Below are 15,479 nucleotides of genomic sequence, written 5' to 3' on the forward strand. Positions count from 1 at the left end.
CGGACGGGGAGGAGCGCGCGGTGACGGTGCGGCAGGGGTGGCAGGGCCGGTTCTACGAGGACTTCGAGATCGGCGACGTCTACCAGCACCCGCTGGGGCGGACGATCACCGAGACCGACAACACCTGGTTCACGCTGCTGACGATGAACACCAACCAGGCGCACTTCAACGCCCAGGTGGGCGCGTCGTCGGAGTTCGGCCGGATGCTCGTCGCGTCCCCGCTGACGATCGCCGTCGCGATGGGGCAGTCGGTCACCGACACCACGCAGAACGCCTTCGCCAACCTCGGGCTCGACGACCTGCAGCTCACCGCGCCGGTGTTCGTGGGCGACACCATCTGGTCGGAGTCGATCGTCCTCGGGGCGCGGACGTCGTCGAGCCGCCCGGAGGCCGGCATCGTCACCATCCGCACCCGCACCCTCAACCAGGACGCGGTCGAGGTGCTGCGCTTCAAGCGCACCTTCTACGTCCACCGTCGCGGCGCCGCCCGGGCGGGCTCGCTGTTCCCGCAGGCCGCGACCCCGCTGTCGCTCGAGGCCGAGCAGGCCGGACCGGGGACGACGTCGTGAGGCCGCTCGAGGACATCCGCATCGTGTCGCTCGAGCAGTACGGGGCGGGGCCGTTCGGCTCGATGCACCTGGCCGAGCTCGGGGCCGAGGTCATCAAGATCGAGGACCCGGGCTCCGGCGGCGACGTCGGGCGCTACGTCCCGCCGTACGCCGAGGGGAACGACTCGCTGTTCTTCGAGTCGTTCAACAAGAACAAGTCCTCGGTGCTGCTCGACATCCGCACCGACGCGGGTCGCGAGGTCTTCCACGACCTCGTGCGCTCCGCCGACGCCGTGTACTCCAACCTGCGCGGCGACGTCCCCGAGAAGCTCGGCATCCGCTACGCGGACCTGGCCGAGGTCAACCCGCAGATCGTCTGCTGCTCGCTGACCGGCTTCGGGATGACCGGACCGCGCTCCCGGGAGCCGGGCTACGACTACGTGCTCCAGGCCCTCGGGGGCTGGATGTCGGTCACCGGCGAGCCCGGCGGCGCGCCGCAGAAGGCGGGCCTGTCGCTGGTGGACTACAGCGGCGGGTTCGTCGCGGCGATCGCGCTGCTCGCCGGCATCCACGCCGCCCGCCGCGACGGCGTGGGCACCGACTGCGACCTCTCGCTCTACGACACCGCGGTCAGCCTGCTGACCTACCCCGCGACCTGGCACCTCACCGGCGGCTACGAACCGGTGCGCACCCACCACTCGGCGCACCCCTCGCTGGTCCCGTTCCAGGCGTTCGAGGCGAGCGACGGCTGGCTGGTCGTCGGCTGCGCCAAGGAGAAGTTCTGGCAGCGGCTCACCGTCGTGCTGGGACGCGCCGACATCGCCGACGATCCACGGTTCGCGACGTTCGCCGACCGCGACCGGAACCGCGACGTGCTGGTCCCGCTGCTCGAGGACCTCTTCCGCACCCGCACCGTGGCCGAGTGGCTCGAGCCGCTCTACGCCGCGGCGATCCCCTGCGCGCCGGTCAAGGAGGTCGCGGGCGCCCTCGACGACCCGCACACCGTGGCCCGCGCGCTGGTCGCCGAGACCGAGCACCCGCGCTTCGGCACCGTGCGCTCCCTGCGCTCGCCGGTGCGCGTCGGCCCGCCCGGTGACGACACGCCCGCCCCCCGCGGCGGCCCGGCGATGGGGGAGCACACCGACGGGGTCCTGCGCGGCCTCGGCTACGACCAGGACCGGATGGACGCCCTGCGCGCGGCCGGCGCGTTCGGCAGCGTGCCCCCGCCCGAGGACGCCGCGCCCGAGACGCCGTCGGCGTCGACGGGCTGAGGAGGAGACCGTGGACTTCACGTTGACCGACGAGCAGCGCCTCTACCGCGACTCGCTGCGCGACTTCGTCGACCGCGAGATCGTCCCGGTGGCCCGGGACTGGGAGCACGAGGGCCGCTACCCGACCGAGATCGTCGAGAGCATGCGGAAGCTGGGCCTGTTCGGGCTGGCGGTGCCCGAGGAGTACGGCGGGCTCGCGGCCGACACGGTGTCGTTCGCGCTGACCTTCGAGGAGATCTCGCGGGGCTGGATGGGTGTCGCCGGCATCCTCGGCAGCCACGCGGTGTCCTGCTGGATGCTCGCGCGTCACGGCACCGACGAGCAGAAGGACCGCTACCTGCCCGACCTCGCGACCGGGCAGAAGCGCACGGGGATCGCGCTGACCGAGCCCGGGGCGGGCACCGACCTGCAGGGCATCACGACCACCGCGCGCCGCGACGGGGACGACTACGTCATCCGCGGCACCAAGATGTGGATCACCAACGCGCGGCACGCCGACGTCCTGCCGGTGCTGGTCAAGACCGATCCCGAGGCGACGCCGCGCCACCGCGGGATGAGCATCCTGCTCGTCGACGCCGGCACGCCCGGGCTCGAGGTCACCAAGGACATGGGCAAGCTCGGCTACAAGGGCACCGAGTCGTGCGAGGTGGTGCTCGACGACGTGCGCGTCCCGTCCTCGGCCCTGCTCTCCGGCGTCGAGGGCAAGGGCCTGCAGCACGCCCTGTCGTCGCTGGAGACCGGGCGCATCAACATCGCGGCCCGCTCGGTGGGCATCGCGCAGCGGGCCTACGACGAGGCCCTGTCCTACGCCCGCGAGCGCACGGCGTTCGGACAGGCGATCGGTGACTTCCAGGCCGTGCAGCTGCGGCTGGCCGAGATCGCGGTGCAGCTGCAGGCGGCGCGGCTGATGACCTACTGGGCGGCGTCGCGCATGGACGACGGCGTGCGCATGGACACCGAGTCCGGCATGGCCAAGATCTTCGCGTCGGAGACGGCGCTGCAGTGCGCCACCGACGCGATGCGCATCCACGGCGGCTACGGCTACTCCACCGAGTTCGAGGTCGAGCGCCTCTACCGCGACGCGCCGCTGATGTCGATCGGCGAGGGCACCAACGACGTCCTGCGCTCGGTGGTGGCGAAGTCGTTGCTGGCGGGGAAGGCGAGCATCTCGTGACGGCGGACGTGCCCGAGGAGGTGGCCGAACCCGCCGTGCTCGCCCGCGAGGTGGCGCGGCTGGGCTACGTGCTGGACGACGAGCAGGTCGCGGCGATGCGCGCGGCGGTGGTCGGCGCCGAGCCGGCCGTCGCGGCGCTGCGCCGGCGCCCGGTCCCGATGGACGGCGGCGCCGACCCGGCCCACGGCGACCGGTGGGTGCGCGTCGCGGCCCGGACGCGGGAGCCGTCGGCCACGGTGTCGGCGAGCGGCGGCGGCTCCGACGGCTCCGACGGCTCCGACGGCTCCGACGGCTCCGACGGCTCCGACGGCTCCGACGGCTCCGACGGCTCCGACGGCTCCGACGGCTCCGACGGCGGTGTGGGCGACCTGCTCGCCGCGTTCGCGGCGGGGCGCACCACGCCGGACGAGGCCGTGGCCGGTGCGCTCGCGCGCCTGCGGGACGCCCACGAGGCGCTGAACTGCACGATCCGCTTCCTCGACGAGCGGGCGAGGAGCGCCGCGGCCGAGTCCACGCGACGCTGGGCCGAGGGCCGCCCGCGTCCCCTCGAGGGCGTGCCGTTCGGGGTCAAGGACGTCATCGACGTGGCGGGCGTCCCGACGACCGCCGGGTCGTGGTGCCACGGCGACACGCCCGCCGCGGCGTCGGCGACGGTGGTGCGCCGGCTCGAGGAGGCCGGTGCGATCCCCGTCAGCAAGGACGCGACGACGGAGTTCGCGGTCGGCGGGCCCCACCCGCCGCGGTTCGGGGCGGTGCGCAACCCCTGGGACGCAGGCCGGTGGGCCGGCGGCTCGTCCACCGGCTCGGCGGCCGCCGTCGCCGCCCGCGCGGTGCCGTTCGCGCTCGGCACCGACGTCGGCGGCTCGGTGCGGCTGCCCTCGGCGTGGAACGGGCTCACCGGGCTCAAGCCGACCGCGGGGGCGATCCCGCGTACCGGCGTCGTCCCCCTGTCCTGGACCGCCGAGACCGTCGGGCCCCTCACCCGCAGCGCCGCCGACACCGCCCGGGTGTTCGCGCTGCTCCGCGGCCCCGATGGTGTCGATCCGCGCGGTGTCGATCCGCGCGGGGCCGACCCGCGCACCGGCGACCTGCCGCCGTCCGCGCCGGGCGAGCGGCGCGACCTCACCGGGGTGCGTGTCGCCGTGGTCGGCGGGGAGGTCGCGGCGTTCTGCGACGCGGACGTGCGCGCCGGGCTCGACGCGGTCGTCGCGCACCTCGTCGCCGCCGGCGCAGACGTCGTCGAGGCCGAGCTGCCGCGCGGGGCCGCCGCGCTCCCGATCGGCTACGAGATCGTGTTCGCCGAGGCCGCGACGCTGCACCGGCTCGATCGCGACCGCTGGGACCGCTACGACCCGGTGACCGTCCGCCGCATCAGCCAGGGGATCACCACGCCGGCCGTCGACTACCTGCGCGCCCTGCAGTTCCGGGCCGAGCTGCAGCGCGAGCTCGACGCCCTCCTCGATCCCGCCCTCGAGCGCGCGGACCTGCTGGTGATGCCGACCTGCCCGTCGACCGCGCCGTCGCTGCCGGAGGCCGGGTCGGACGCGACGGTCGTCGTCGACGGCGAGGTCCACCCCCTGTACGCGGCGCAGTCGCGGACGACGATGATCGCGAACCTCACGGGGGCGCCGGCGCTGGCGCTGCCGTCCGGGTTCGCCGCCGACGGCTGCCCGACATCGGTGCAGTTCGTCGGCCGGCCCCACGACGAGGCGGTGCTGCTGGAGGTCGCCGGGGTCCTGCAGGCCCGGACCGATCATCACCGGACCCGGCCGCCGCTCGTGACGGGCTCTTCCCTCGTCTAAACGTCTGATGTATCGTGGATCACGCCTGTCACAGCGGGCGACGCCGTCGTCGCGGTCCGCGACCGGCTCGTTCCCCCTCCCCGCGCAGGAAGGCCAACGTCCGTGGACTTCGGTGTCTTCATCCCGATCGGCAACAACGGCTGGCTCATCTCGGAGAACAGCCCGCAGTACATGCCGACGTGGGAGCTCAACAAGAACGTCGTGCAGGAGGCGGAGCGCCAGGGCTTCGCGTTCGCCCTGTCGATGATCAAGCTGCGCGGCTTCGGCGGGAAGACCGAGTTCTGGGACCACAACCTCGAGTCGTTCACCCTGATGGCGGGCCTGGCCGCGGTCACCGACCGGATCAAGCTCTACGCCTCCACCGCGGTGCTGACCCTGCCGCCGGCGCTCGTCGCGCGGATGGCGTCGACCATCGACCAGATCGCGCCGGGCCGCTTCGGCGTCAACATCGTGTCCGGCTGGGCGAAGAACGAGTACGAGCAGATGGGCCTGTGGCCCGGGGACGAGTACTTCGGCTACCGCTACGACTACTCCACCGAGTACGTGAAGGTCCTGCGCGACCTGTGGGAGCACGGGCGCTGCGACCTCGACGGCACGTACTTCCAGATGAACGACTGTGTGCTCTCGCCGCGCCCGTCGGGCAAGGTCGACATCGTCTGCGCCGGCCAGTCGGAGCGCGGGATGCGCTTCTGCGCCGAGTACGGCGACTACAACTTCATCCTCTCGCCGGGCGTCAACGACCCCGAGGTCTACCGCCAGCCCACCGAGCGCCTCGCCGCGCTGGCGAAGGAGGCCGGCCGCGACGTGCGCTCCCTCCCGCTGTTCATGGCGATCATGGCCGACACCGACGAGGAGGCGCAGGCGAAGTGGCGCTCGTACAACGAGGGCGCCGACGCCGGAGCCCTGGGCTACATGGCCGACGAGGGCAGCGCCGACCAGACCGCTGACTCGTCGGGCACCGCGCGCACGATCAACCTCCCGGAGGGGGCGGTCAACTTCAACATGGCCACCCTCGTCGGGTCGTACGAGACGGTCGCGCGGCAGATCGACGAGGTCGCGAAGATGCCCGGCGTCCAGGGGATGATGTTCACCTTCGACGACTTCGAGCAGGGCGTCCACGACTTCGGCACCAAGGTGAAGCCCCTGCTGGGCTGAGCCGTCCGATCCGGCCGGCGCTCTCCCCCCGAGCCCGGCCCCGCCCGCACCGGCGGGGGGCTGCCCCCCGGTTCCCCGCCGGTGCGGTGCCCCGCCCCGTCGACCGCGCCCGCGACCATGGGCGCCTCGACGGCACCGTGGAGGAGACCACCGTGACGCTCGACAGTCCGCCCCGCGCCGCGCTGGCCTCCCTGGCCGGCCGCGTGGGCGAATTCGCCGCCGACCTGCGGCCCGACGAGGTGCCCGACGAGGTGCTCGAGCGGGCACGCCACCTCGTGCTCGACGCCGTCGGGCTCGCGTTCGCGTCCACGGCCTACCCGTTCGCCAGGCTCGCGCGCGACGCGCTGGGCCGGCTGGGGTCGGGCGACCACCCGGTGCTGGGCATGCCCGACCGTCTCGAGGCCCGGGACGCCGCCGTGCTCAACGGGGTGCTCGTGCACGGCATGGACTTCGACGACACCCACATCCCCGCGGTCACCCACGTGTCCGCGGCGGCCCTGCCGGCGGCGATCTCCGCGGCCACCGCGGCGGGCGCGACCACCCGCGAGCTGCTCACCGCCTACGTGCTCGGCGTGGAGGTGTCCGCGCGCGTCGGGCTCGGCGGCGCCGGGGGCTTCCACGACGTCGGCTACCACCCGACGGCCGTCGCCGGCGCGTTCGGGTCGGCGGTCGCGGCGGGGAGGCTCGCCGGCCTCGACGCCCGCGGGATTGCGGCCGCGCAGGGGATCGTCGGCTCGATGGCCTCGGGGCTGCTGGAGTTCCTCGCCGACGGGGCGTGGACCAAGCGCCTGCACCCGGGCTGGGCGGCGATGGCGGGGCTGACCGCGGCGAGCTTCGCCGGCGTCGGCTGGACCGGGCCGGGTGCGGTGTACGAGGGGCGGTTCGGGCTCTACGCCACGCACCTGGCGGGCCGGGAGTCGCGGCCCGAGGCCGTCGGCGAGGACCTCGGCACGCGCTGGGAGCTGATGCGCACCGCGGTGAAGCCCTATCCGATCTGCCATTTCAACCACGCCTTCGCCGATGCGGCGCTGACCCTGCGCACCGAGCACGACCTGCGCGCCGACGACGTCGTCGCCGTGCGCGCGGCCATCCACCCCGTGCCCGGCAAGGTCGTGTGCGAGCCCCCGGAGAGCAAGTGGGAGCCGCGCGACGAGTACGACGCCAAGTTCTCGCTGCCCTACACGGTCGCCGCCGCCCTGGTGCGCGGGCGCTTCACGCTCGCCGAGCTCGAGGACGACGCGCTGGGCGACCGTGCGATCCTCGACCTCGCGCGGAAGGTCGAGGTCACCGCCGACCACGAGGGCGCGTTCCCCCGCGCCTACTCCGGGTTCGTCGAGCTCGAGCTGCGCGACGGGCGCCGGGTGTCGCACCGCGAGCAGGTCAACCGGGGCCACGACGAGCGCCCGCTGACCAACGAGGAGATCGTCGCGAAGTACCACGACACCATCTCCCGCGTCGCCGACGGGGCGGTCGCGCGACGGGTGCAGGAGGCGGTCCTGGGGCTCGGGGACGGGACCCCGGCGCGCGACTTCGCCGAAGCGTGCCGTGGCTGATCGGCTCGGAGCGGTGCGCGTCGGGGTCTTCCTGACCCACCAGCAGCCGCCGGGGCGCGACCCCGTCGTCGCCCTCGACGAGCAGCTCGACCTCGTGCGCACCGCCCGCGACCACGGGCTGGACTCGGTGTTCGCCGGTCAGCACCACCTCGCCGAGTCGCTGGCGCACATCCAGCCGCTGCCCTGGCTCGCGCGGGTCGCCGCCGAGGCGGGCGAGATGACCGTCGGCACCGGCATCCACCTGCTCGCGCTGCACAACCCCGTCGACACCGCGGAGGCCTACGCCGGGCTGGACGTCGTCGCCCGCGGGCGCTCGGTGTTCGGTGTCGGCCTGGGCTACCGGCAGGTGGAGTACGACGCGTTCGGGGTGCCGGCGGGGGAGAAGGTCCGCCGCTTCACCGAGAACCTGCGCATCGTCGAGGCCCTCTGGTCCGGGGAGCCGGTCACCGTCGACCTGCCGTGGACGCGCCTCGACGGCGTCACGGCGACGATGCGGCCCGCGGCGCGGCCCCGGCCACCGATCTGGATGGCCGCCAACTCCGACGCGGCGGTGCGCCGGGCGGCGCGACTGGCCGACACCTGGATGGTCAACCCGCACGCCACGGCCGCGACCGTGCGCCGGCAGCTGGCGCTGTTCGCCGACGAGCGCGAGGCGGCCGGGCGACCACGCGTCCCCGAGGAGCTGCCGCTGATGCGCGAGGTGTTCTGCGCGCCCACCCGCGCGGAGGCGCTCGAGCGCGCGCGCCCGCACCTCGGGGCCAAGTACGACGTCTACGCCGACTGGGGCCAGGACCAGGTCATGCCCGACCGCGAGTCGTTCCGGATGGGCTTCGACGACCTCGCCCGCGACCGGTTCGTCGTGGGCTCGCCCGAGGACTGCGTCGCGGCGCTGCGGCCGTGGCGCGACGAGCTCGGCGTCGACCACTTCGTGCTGCGCACCGACTGGGCCGGGATGCCCGTCGACCACGCGCGGGAGTCGATCGCGCTGCTCGCCCGCGAGGTGGCGCCCGCCCTGCGGGAGGCTTGACCGGGTCGACCCACGGTGCAAGGGTGCAACTCACTGGTCCTGATTGTGTACCCGAGGGGGAACCGTGGTCGACACGCGCGTGCTCCGGACGTCCGGCGCCGAGATCACCTACGACGTCCGCGGCCCCCTGCCGCCCGCCGACGGGCGCCCGCCGCTGCTGATGATCGGCCAGCCGATGGACGCGAGCGGCTTCCGGGCGCTGGCCGAGCGGTTCGCCGACCGTACCGTCGTCACCTACGACCCGCGGGGCCTCGGGCGCAGCACCCGCTCCGACGGCCGCGTCGACAACGACCCCGTGACCCAGGCCGAGGACCTCCACACGCTGATCGCCGAGCTGGGCGCCGGCCCGGTCGAGATCTTCGGCAGCAGCGGGGGAGCGGTCACGGGCCTGCAGCTCGTCACCGCGCACCCCGAGGACGTCGTGACGCTCGTGGCGCACGAGCCGCCGATCACCGGCGTGCTGCCCGACGCCGAGGCCGCCGACCGCGCCACCCGCGGGTTCCGCGAGGCCTACCAGGCCAAGGGCTGGGGCGCCGGGATGGCGGGCTTCATGGGCATGACGATGTGGCAGGGCGAGTTCACCGACGCCTACTTCGCGCAGCCGGCGCCCGACCCCGCGATGTTCGGCATGCCGAGCGAGGACGACGGCTCCCGCGACGACCCGCTGCTCTCGGAGCGGTCGGCGGCCGTGGTCGAGTACCGCCTCGACGTCGACGCCCTGACGTCGGCACCGACCCGCGTCGTCGTCGCGGTGGGCGAGGAGACCGGCGACACCTACACGGCGCGTACGGGCCGCGCCACGGCCGCCGCGCTCGGGCAGGAGGCCGTCGTGTTCCCCAGCCACCACGGGGGGTTCCTCGACGGCGAGTTCGGCTGGCCGGGCAAGCCCGACGAGTTCGCGGCGCGGCTGCGCGAGGTGCTCGACGCCGGGTAGGCCGGGTGGGCTCACCCCGGGGCGAGCTTCCGGAGCAGGCGGGCGAGCTCGGCGCGTTCGGTCTCGTCGAGGGCGGCGAACACCCGGTCGGCCTCGGCGGCGCGCGCGGCCCGGACCGCCCGGCCGAGCTCCGCACCCTGCTCGGTGGCCGCCACCTGGGTGGCCCGACGGTCGGCGGGGTCGGGTCGGCGCTCGACGAGGCCGCGCTCGGCGAGGGCGTCGATCACCTCGGTGGCCGAGCGGGGCGCGATGTGCAGGTGCTCGGCGAGCTCGCCGGCGCGCAGCGGGCCGTGGCGCAGCAGCACACCGAGCGCGCGCAGGTGCGAGGGGGCGATGCCCCACGGGGCGAGCGCCTCGCGGGACTGGTGGCGCAGCCGGCGCGCGACCAGCCAGAACGCCTCCGCGAGCGAGCCGGGGTCCTCGTGCTGCACGGGAACAGCGTAGCGCGAGGTGCTGTTGTAGCCTCACGTTGAGGTCACCTCAGCGATCCGGCCGAGGAGTCGCCCTTGCCCCGCCCCGAAGCCCGTCCCGAACCCACCGCCGCGACCCGCGCCGAGGAGGCCGAGCAGGCCCGCCGGGTCTCGCTGCGCCGCGTCGCCCGCCTGTTCCGCCCCCACCGCGGCCCGCTGGCCGTCGTCGTCGCGGTCATCGTCGTGTCGTCGACCGTCGCGATGGCCACGCCGTTCCTGCTGCGCGCCGTCATCGACGACGCCCTCCCGCGCCGCGACGTGGGCCTGCTCGCCCTGCTGGCCGGCGGCATGATCGCCGTCGCGGCCGTCACCGCCGCGCTCGGCGTCGTCCAGACCTGGATCTCCACCGGCGTCGGGCAGCGCGTCATGCACCGCCTGCGCACCGACGTCTTCGCCCACCTGCAGCGCCAGTCGCTGGGCTTCTTCACCCGCACCCGCACCGGCGAGGTGCAGTCGCGCATCACCAACGACATCGGCGGCATGCAGACCGTCGTCACCTCGACGGCCACCTCGATCGCCGCCAACCTCACCACCGTCGTCGCCACGGCCGTCGCGATGGTCGCCCTGTCCTGGCAGCTCTCGCTGGTCACGCTGGTCGTGCTGCCCCCCGCGATCCTCGTCAGTCGCCGCGTCGCACGCATGCGCCGCACGCTGACCGCCGCGCGCCAGCGCGAGCTCGCCGACCTCAACGTCACGATCGAGGAGGGCCTCTCCGTCGACGCCGCCGCACTGCACCGCACGCTGGGCACCGGCCCCGCGCTGGTCGAGCGCTTCACGGCCTCCTCGGCGCGGCTCACCGACCTCGAGCTGCGCTCCCAGCTCGCCGGGCGCTGGCGGATGGCCACGATGAGCGTCGTCTTCGCGGCGATCCCGGCCCTGATCTACCTCGGCGCCGGCTTCCCCTGGACCGTCGGCGACCTCTCGATCGGCACGCTCGTCGCGTTCACCTCGCTGCAGGCCGGCATCTTCCGGCCGCTGTCGGGCCTGCTCGACGTCGGTGTCCAGGTGGCCAGCTCGCTCGCGCTGTTCTCGCGGATCTTCGAGTACCAGGACCTCGTCGTCGACATCGCCGACCCCGAGCACCCCGTCGAGCTGCGTGACGTCCGCGGCGACCTGCGCCTGTCCGGCGTCACGTTCACCCACCCCGGCGGCGACCGACCCGCCGTCGACGGCGTCGACCTGGAGGTCCCCGCGGGGACGACGCTGGCCCTGGTGGGGGAGACCGGGTCGGGCAAGACGACGCTGGGTGCGCTCGTCGCGCGGCTCCACGACCCGGATGCCGGGCGGATCACCGTCGACGGCGTCGACCTGCGCGACCTGCGGCTGGCGGATCTCGCCGGCATCGTCGGCGTCGTCAGCCAGGAGACCTACCTGCTGCACACGACCGTGCGGGAGAACCTGCGCGCGGCCAAGCCCGACGCCACCGACGCCGAGATCGAGGCGGCCGCCCGCGCCGCCCGCATCCACGACGTCGTCGCCGCGCTGCCGGAGGGCTACGACACGATGGTCGGCGCCCGGGGGCACCGGTTCTCCGGCGGCGAGAAGCAGCGCATCGCCATCGCCCGCACGCTGCTGCGCGACCCGCGCATCCTGGTGCTCGACGAGGCCACCAGCGCGCTGGACACCGAGACCGAGCGGGCCGTACAGCACGCCCTCGACGACCTCGCCCGGCATCGCACGACCGTGACCATCGCCCACCGCCTGTCGACCGTCCGCCACGCCGACCGGATCGCGGTCCTCGACCACGGCCGCGTCGTGGAGACCGGGACCCACGCCGAGCTGGTCGAGCGCGAGGGGCGCTACGCGGCCCTGGCGGCCTGAGCGGACGGCCCGGACATGCGAAGGCCCGCCCCGCGGGGAGGCGGGGCGGGCCGGACGGGTCAGGGTCTCTAGTGGGCGCGGTCGAGCCATCGGGCGTCGACGCCGCTGCGGTGCTGCTCGATGCGCCGCAGGCGGGTGCGCGCCTGGTGGGTCAGTCCGTCGAGCCGGTCGAGGAGCTGGCGCAGCTCCGCGATCTCGGTGTCGAGGGCGTCGACCTCGGTGTCGGGGGTGGTGCGCATGGGCACGGCAACCTTCGTTCGGGCACGCGGTGTGTACTTCCTGGTGCGGGACGAGACCGGATCGATCCAGTCCCACCGCGTGACAACAATACGCGGCGCCCAACCGTCCCCGCGCCGGTGCAGGACGACGCGCCGAGCCGGGTAGTCCGGACGACATGCGTTCGATCAGCGGACAGGGATCGGTGGTGGACGGGGCCGTCGCGCGGGCCCGCGAGGAGGTGGCCTCGATCGGGGCACACGTCCTGCCCCAGGCCGAGGTACTGCAGTTCCTGGGCCTCGACGAGACGGGGTGGGCAGGCTTCGCGGGACACTGGGAGGACCTGCGTCCCGACCCCTACGCCGCGCGCTCGGGCACCCAGCGGCTGCGTCGCTACGGGCGGTTCGTCGTCTCGCCGGAGGGCCGCCGCGAGCTGGCGCCGGCCGACGAGTTCCGCCAGCCCAAGGACAGCAACCGGCTCTTCCTCGACGAGGGCCGCGTGTTCGAGCCCCTGACCGACCAGTTCCTCGCCGATCCCGTCCTCGACGGGCTCCTGGAGCTGCTCGGGGGCATCGCCGGAGCGCTCGACGACCCCGCGCGCTGGGTCGTGCACGTCCACCCGTTCCGCGTGCTCGGGTCGGCCGACAGCCGCGGCGACGCGACGCCCGAAGGACGCCACCAGGACGGCGTGACGCTCGTGTCGTCGCTGCTCGTCGGCCGGGAGAACGCGGCCGGCGGGACGAGCGAGGTCGTCGACGAGGACGGCCGGGAGATCCTGACGACCACCCTCGCCGAGCCGGCGACGTTGCTCGTCGGCGACGACCGGCGCACGTGGCACGGCGTCGATCTCATCCGGCCCGTCGACCCCGGGACCCCGGCCCGCCGCGACGTCCTCGTCGTCACGTTCATGCCGGAGGAGGGCCGGTGACCGCGTCGGTCGTGACCGTCGAGTCGGAAGAGGACGCCGCCGCCTGGGACGACCGCGCGTCGGTGCTGGCGTGCCTGCACGAGACGCCTCCGCGGATCCCGGCCTGGTACGGCTACGACGCCGTCGGGGCCGACATCTGGGTCGAGCTCTCGCGCCTGCCCTCGTACTATCTGCTGCAGGCCGAGTTCGACCTGCTCGAACGGCACGCCGACGAGATCGCCGACCGGGTCGGCCCGTACGTCACCGAGCTCGGCAGCGGGAGCGCCGCCAAGACCCGGCTGCTGCTCGGGGCCTGCCAGCGCCGCCGCCCGACGACCTACCTGCCCATCGACGTGACCCGCGAGATGCTCGAGCGCAGCGCCGCCTCGCTGCCCGCCGAGCTCGACGGTCTGGTCGTGGAGGGGTTGTGGGGCCGGTACGAGGCGGCGCTCGCGCACCTGCGGGAGCACCGCCCCGGCCCGCTGACCGTCGTCTGGCTCGGCAGCGCGGTCGGCAACACGACGACCGCGGAGCGCGCGGCGCTGCTCGACGACGTCGCGGCGACGCTGGAACCGCGCGACCGTTTCCTCGTCACCGCCGACCTCGTCAAGCCCGGCGACGTGCTCGAGGCGGCGTACAACGACCCGCCCGGCGCCACCGCCCAGGCCCGGTTCCGGCTCAACCAGCTCGCGCACTTCAACCGGACCTTCGACGGCGACGCCGTGCCGCACCTCTTCTACCCGCGGGCCCGGTGGGACCCGGAGACGTCGACCGTCGTCGGGCACCTCTTCGCCACCGAGGACCAGCGCGTGACGTTCCGGGGGCTCGAGCACGCCCTCGACCTGCGCCGCGGCGACTCGCTGGTCCACGGCTACTCGGTGAAGTTCGGCCGCCCGGAGTTCGTGGCCGAGGCCGACGCGGCGGGGTTCGACCTGGACCGCGAGTACATCGACCCGGTGTGGCAGTACGGGCTGTTCCTGTTCGAGCGCCGTTGACCTCGATCCACCGACGTTGTGGCCGGTGAGGGCGGATCGCGACTCGCCAGTTACCCCGGCTCTCGGCGCGCGCGATCGATCGCGGCAGGCGGCCCGCCGTCCGCGACGCCCGCAGCGGTGCGGTCCGCGATGGCCTGCGGGGCGGGCCGTGTGGCCGGTCGTCCTGACCGCCTCGCCGCGCCCGGGCCGCCTCGCCGCGACACCCCGCGGCCCAGCGCGGCGAACGCGACCCAGCCCACGGCGGCGAGTCCCACCCACGTGAGACCGCGGTAGATCCCGATCACTTGGACCGCCGGACCCAGCGGCACCTGGGCTCCGAGCAACGCGCCGGCGAGGCCGGCCTCGGACAGGGCGGCCCCGCCCGGGGTGATCTGGAGCATGATGCTGGCCTGGGACGCCACCCACCCCACGCCGAGGGCCGACCAGGGGACCTCGGGGAGCACCGCGCGGGTCGCGGCGACGAGGGCGAGGAAGTCCAGGCCGTACCCGGCGGCGGAGGTCAGCACGAGGACCGCCCCGGAGCGCGTTCCCGGCAAGCGCCCCGGCCAGGCCGCCGCCTCCCGCCCGACCTCGGCCGGGTCGCGGCGCGCCCACGGGCGCTGCCGTAGCGCGGGCACACGCCGCGCCACCCGCAACGCCCCCCGTGCGACCCCGGCGAGCACCTTGGGGCGGTGCACCAGCACCACCACCGTGGCGATCAGCCCCAGCGCGCCCGCCGCCAGCGCGACACCGAGCGGCGGTGGGAGGGCACCGGTGACGGTGAGGACGACGGGGGCGGCGACGAGCAGGACCGAGGCGGTGGTGGCGTCGGCGAGCACGACCGTCATGGTCGCGAGGGGAGTGTGCACACCGCGGTGTCGCAGGGCCTGGATGCAGTACACCGTGGAGGTCGCCGAGCCGGCGGCCGGGAGCGTGGAGGAGAACGCGTTCCCGGCGAGGGTGATCGTCTGCACGGTCGTGGCCGGCAAGGGCGAGCCGCCGCGCCGGAGCAGCTGGCGGTGCAGCTCGCCGTAGGCCAGCAGCGAGCCGAGGGCCCCCAGAGCGGCGGGCAGGAGCCACAGGGGGACGATCGCCGCGGTCGGAGCGCCGATCAGCGCCCGCCCCTGGACGGCGAGGAAGACCAGCGCACCCGCCGCGAGCCCGTACCGCAGGACCGCGACCACCGTCCGCCTGATCCGTCGGAGACGGCTCCGGTCGGCCGCCACGTTGCCCGATGAGGAGATCTCCCCGCCTCCGTCCGGGAGGACGACGTCGAACCTGGCGATCCTGCGCACGGGCCGCCGACGTCGGTCAGAGCCGGTCGTGCCGGCGTGACCGGGACGAACGGCCCGTAGGGCTCATCGCGGACGACTCGCGGTCTGCTCCCGTCACCGACGTCTGGCTCTTCCGGATTCAGCGTGGTTGCCCCTGGCGGGCCGCGCGTTCCGCGCTGAAAATCCTGGTGGGTCGCCCGCCTGACGCCGTTGCTCGGTGACGCTTCTATTTGTTGTCAAGCCCCCGCGGGCGGCCCGAGGGCGGTGCGGGCCGTGGCCGCCCGCCGCGGGTCTCTGGGACGGTGGACCGGTGAGTTCGTCTGGGCGCGGAGGCCGGGAGAAGCGGGGGCGAA

At 74.4% G+C, this 15,479-nt stretch carries 14 protein-coding genes; 11 read left to right on the forward strand and 3 right to left on the reverse strand.

What is annotated here, in order from left to right; all coding sequences use genetic code 11:
• Positions 1–20: 20 nt before the first annotated feature.
• From C8D89_RS22740 to C8D89_RS22775, 8 genes are all read left to right on the forward strand, one after another.
• Positions 21–569, forward strand: coding sequence for a MaoC family dehydratase (locus tag C8D89_RS22740; RefSeq protein WP_116710415.1), 549 nt, complete (start codon positions 21–23; stop codon positions 567–569).
• Entirely contained in the window at positions 566–1,819 is a 1,254-nt protein-coding gene (locus C8D89_RS22745) for a CaiB/BaiF CoA transferase family protein (RefSeq protein ID WP_116710416.1), read from the forward strand. The genes C8D89_RS22740 and C8D89_RS22745 overlap by 4 nt, the downstream gene beginning before the upstream one ends.
• 10 nt (positions 1,820–1,829) lie before the next feature.
• Positions 1,830–2,993 (forward strand): acyl-CoA dehydrogenase family protein, encoded by a 1,164-nt coding sequence (locus tag C8D89_RS22750; protein ID WP_116710417.1) that lies wholly within the window; start codon positions 1,830–1,832, stop codon positions 2,991–2,993.
• On the forward strand, positions 2,990–4,795 hold the full coding sequence (locus tag C8D89_RS22755) for an amidase (RefSeq protein WP_243418314.1): 1,806 nt from the start codon (positions 2,990–2,992) through the stop codon (positions 4,793–4,795). Before C8D89_RS22750 ends, C8D89_RS22755 begins: the two co-directional genes overlap by 4 nt.
• 102 nt (positions 4,796–4,897) lie before the next feature.
• Positions 4,898–5,950, forward strand: a complete 1,053-nt coding sequence (gene rutA, locus C8D89_RS22760; protein WP_116710418.1) for a pyrimidine utilization protein A — start codon at positions 4,898–4,900, stop codon at positions 5,948–5,950.
• 86 nt (positions 5,951–6,036) lie between these two features.
• Entirely contained in the window at positions 6,037–7,503 is a 1,467-nt protein-coding gene (locus tag C8D89_RS22765; RefSeq protein ID WP_243418315.1) for an MmgE/PrpD family protein, read from the forward strand.
• A complete protein-coding gene (locus tag C8D89_RS22770; RefSeq protein WP_116710419.1) occupies positions 7,496–8,530 on the forward strand; it encodes an LLM class flavin-dependent oxidoreductase in 1,035 nt (344 codons plus the stop codon). The genes C8D89_RS22765 and C8D89_RS22770 overlap by 8 nt, the downstream gene beginning before the upstream one ends.
• A gap of 64 nt (positions 8,531–8,594) precedes the next feature.
• The gene (locus tag C8D89_RS22775) at positions 8,595–9,464 is read left to right on the forward strand and encodes an alpha/beta fold hydrolase (RefSeq protein WP_116710420.1); all 870 of its coding nucleotides are present in this window, start codon (positions 8,595–8,597) and stop codon (positions 9,462–9,464) included.
• A gap of 11 nt (positions 9,465–9,475) precedes the next feature.
• Here the strand turns inward: C8D89_RS22775 and C8D89_RS22780 are convergent, their stop codons facing one another.
• On the reverse strand, positions 9,476–9,895 hold the full coding sequence (locus C8D89_RS22780; protein ID WP_116710421.1) for a MarR family winged helix-turn-helix transcriptional regulator: 420 nt from the start codon (positions 9,893–9,895) through the stop codon (positions 9,476–9,478).
• A 75-nt stretch (positions 9,896–9,970) separates the two neighbouring features.
• Between C8D89_RS22780 and C8D89_RS22785 the strand changes: the two genes are divergently transcribed.
• Positions 9,971–11,755, forward strand: coding sequence for an ABC transporter ATP-binding protein (locus tag C8D89_RS22785; RefSeq protein WP_116710422.1), 1,785 nt, complete (start codon positions 9,971–9,973; stop codon positions 11,753–11,755).
• A 68-nt stretch (positions 11,756–11,823) separates the two neighbouring features.
• Here C8D89_RS22785 and C8D89_RS29470 read toward each other — a convergent pair whose 3' ends face one another.
• Positions 11,824–11,994, reverse strand: a complete 171-nt coding sequence (locus tag C8D89_RS29470; protein WP_165825885.1) for a hypothetical protein — start codon at positions 11,992–11,994, stop codon at positions 11,824–11,826.
• 185 nt (positions 11,995–12,179) lie between these two features.
• Between C8D89_RS29470 and C8D89_RS22790 the strand changes: the two genes are divergently transcribed.
• Together C8D89_RS22790 and C8D89_RS22795 are read left to right on the forward strand one after the other, a co-directional pair.
• Entirely contained in the window at positions 12,180–12,899 is a 720-nt protein-coding gene (locus C8D89_RS22790) for a 2OG-Fe dioxygenase family protein (RefSeq protein ID WP_207787369.1), read from the forward strand.
• Complete coding sequence (locus C8D89_RS22795; RefSeq protein ID WP_243418316.1) at positions 12,896–13,873, forward strand: L-histidine N(alpha)-methyltransferase; 978 nt, start codon at positions 12,896–12,898, stop codon at positions 13,871–13,873. The genes C8D89_RS22790 and C8D89_RS22795 overlap by 4 nt, the downstream gene beginning before the upstream one ends.
• A gap of 50 nt (positions 13,874–13,923) precedes the next feature.
• On the opposite strand, the gene C8D89_RS22800 is transcribed toward C8D89_RS22795, so the two are convergent.
• A complete protein-coding gene (locus tag C8D89_RS22800) occupies positions 13,924–15,036 on the reverse strand; it encodes a lysylphosphatidylglycerol synthase transmembrane domain-containing protein (protein ID WP_165825886.1) in 1,113 nt (370 codons plus the stop codon).
• Between the last annotated feature and the right edge of the window lie 443 nt (positions 15,037–15,479).

Source organism: Actinomycetospora cinnamomea, assembly GCF_003096675.1.
Classification (GTDB): domain Bacteria; phylum Actinomycetota; class Actinomycetes; order Mycobacteriales; family Pseudonocardiaceae; genus Actinomycetospora; species Actinomycetospora cinnamomea.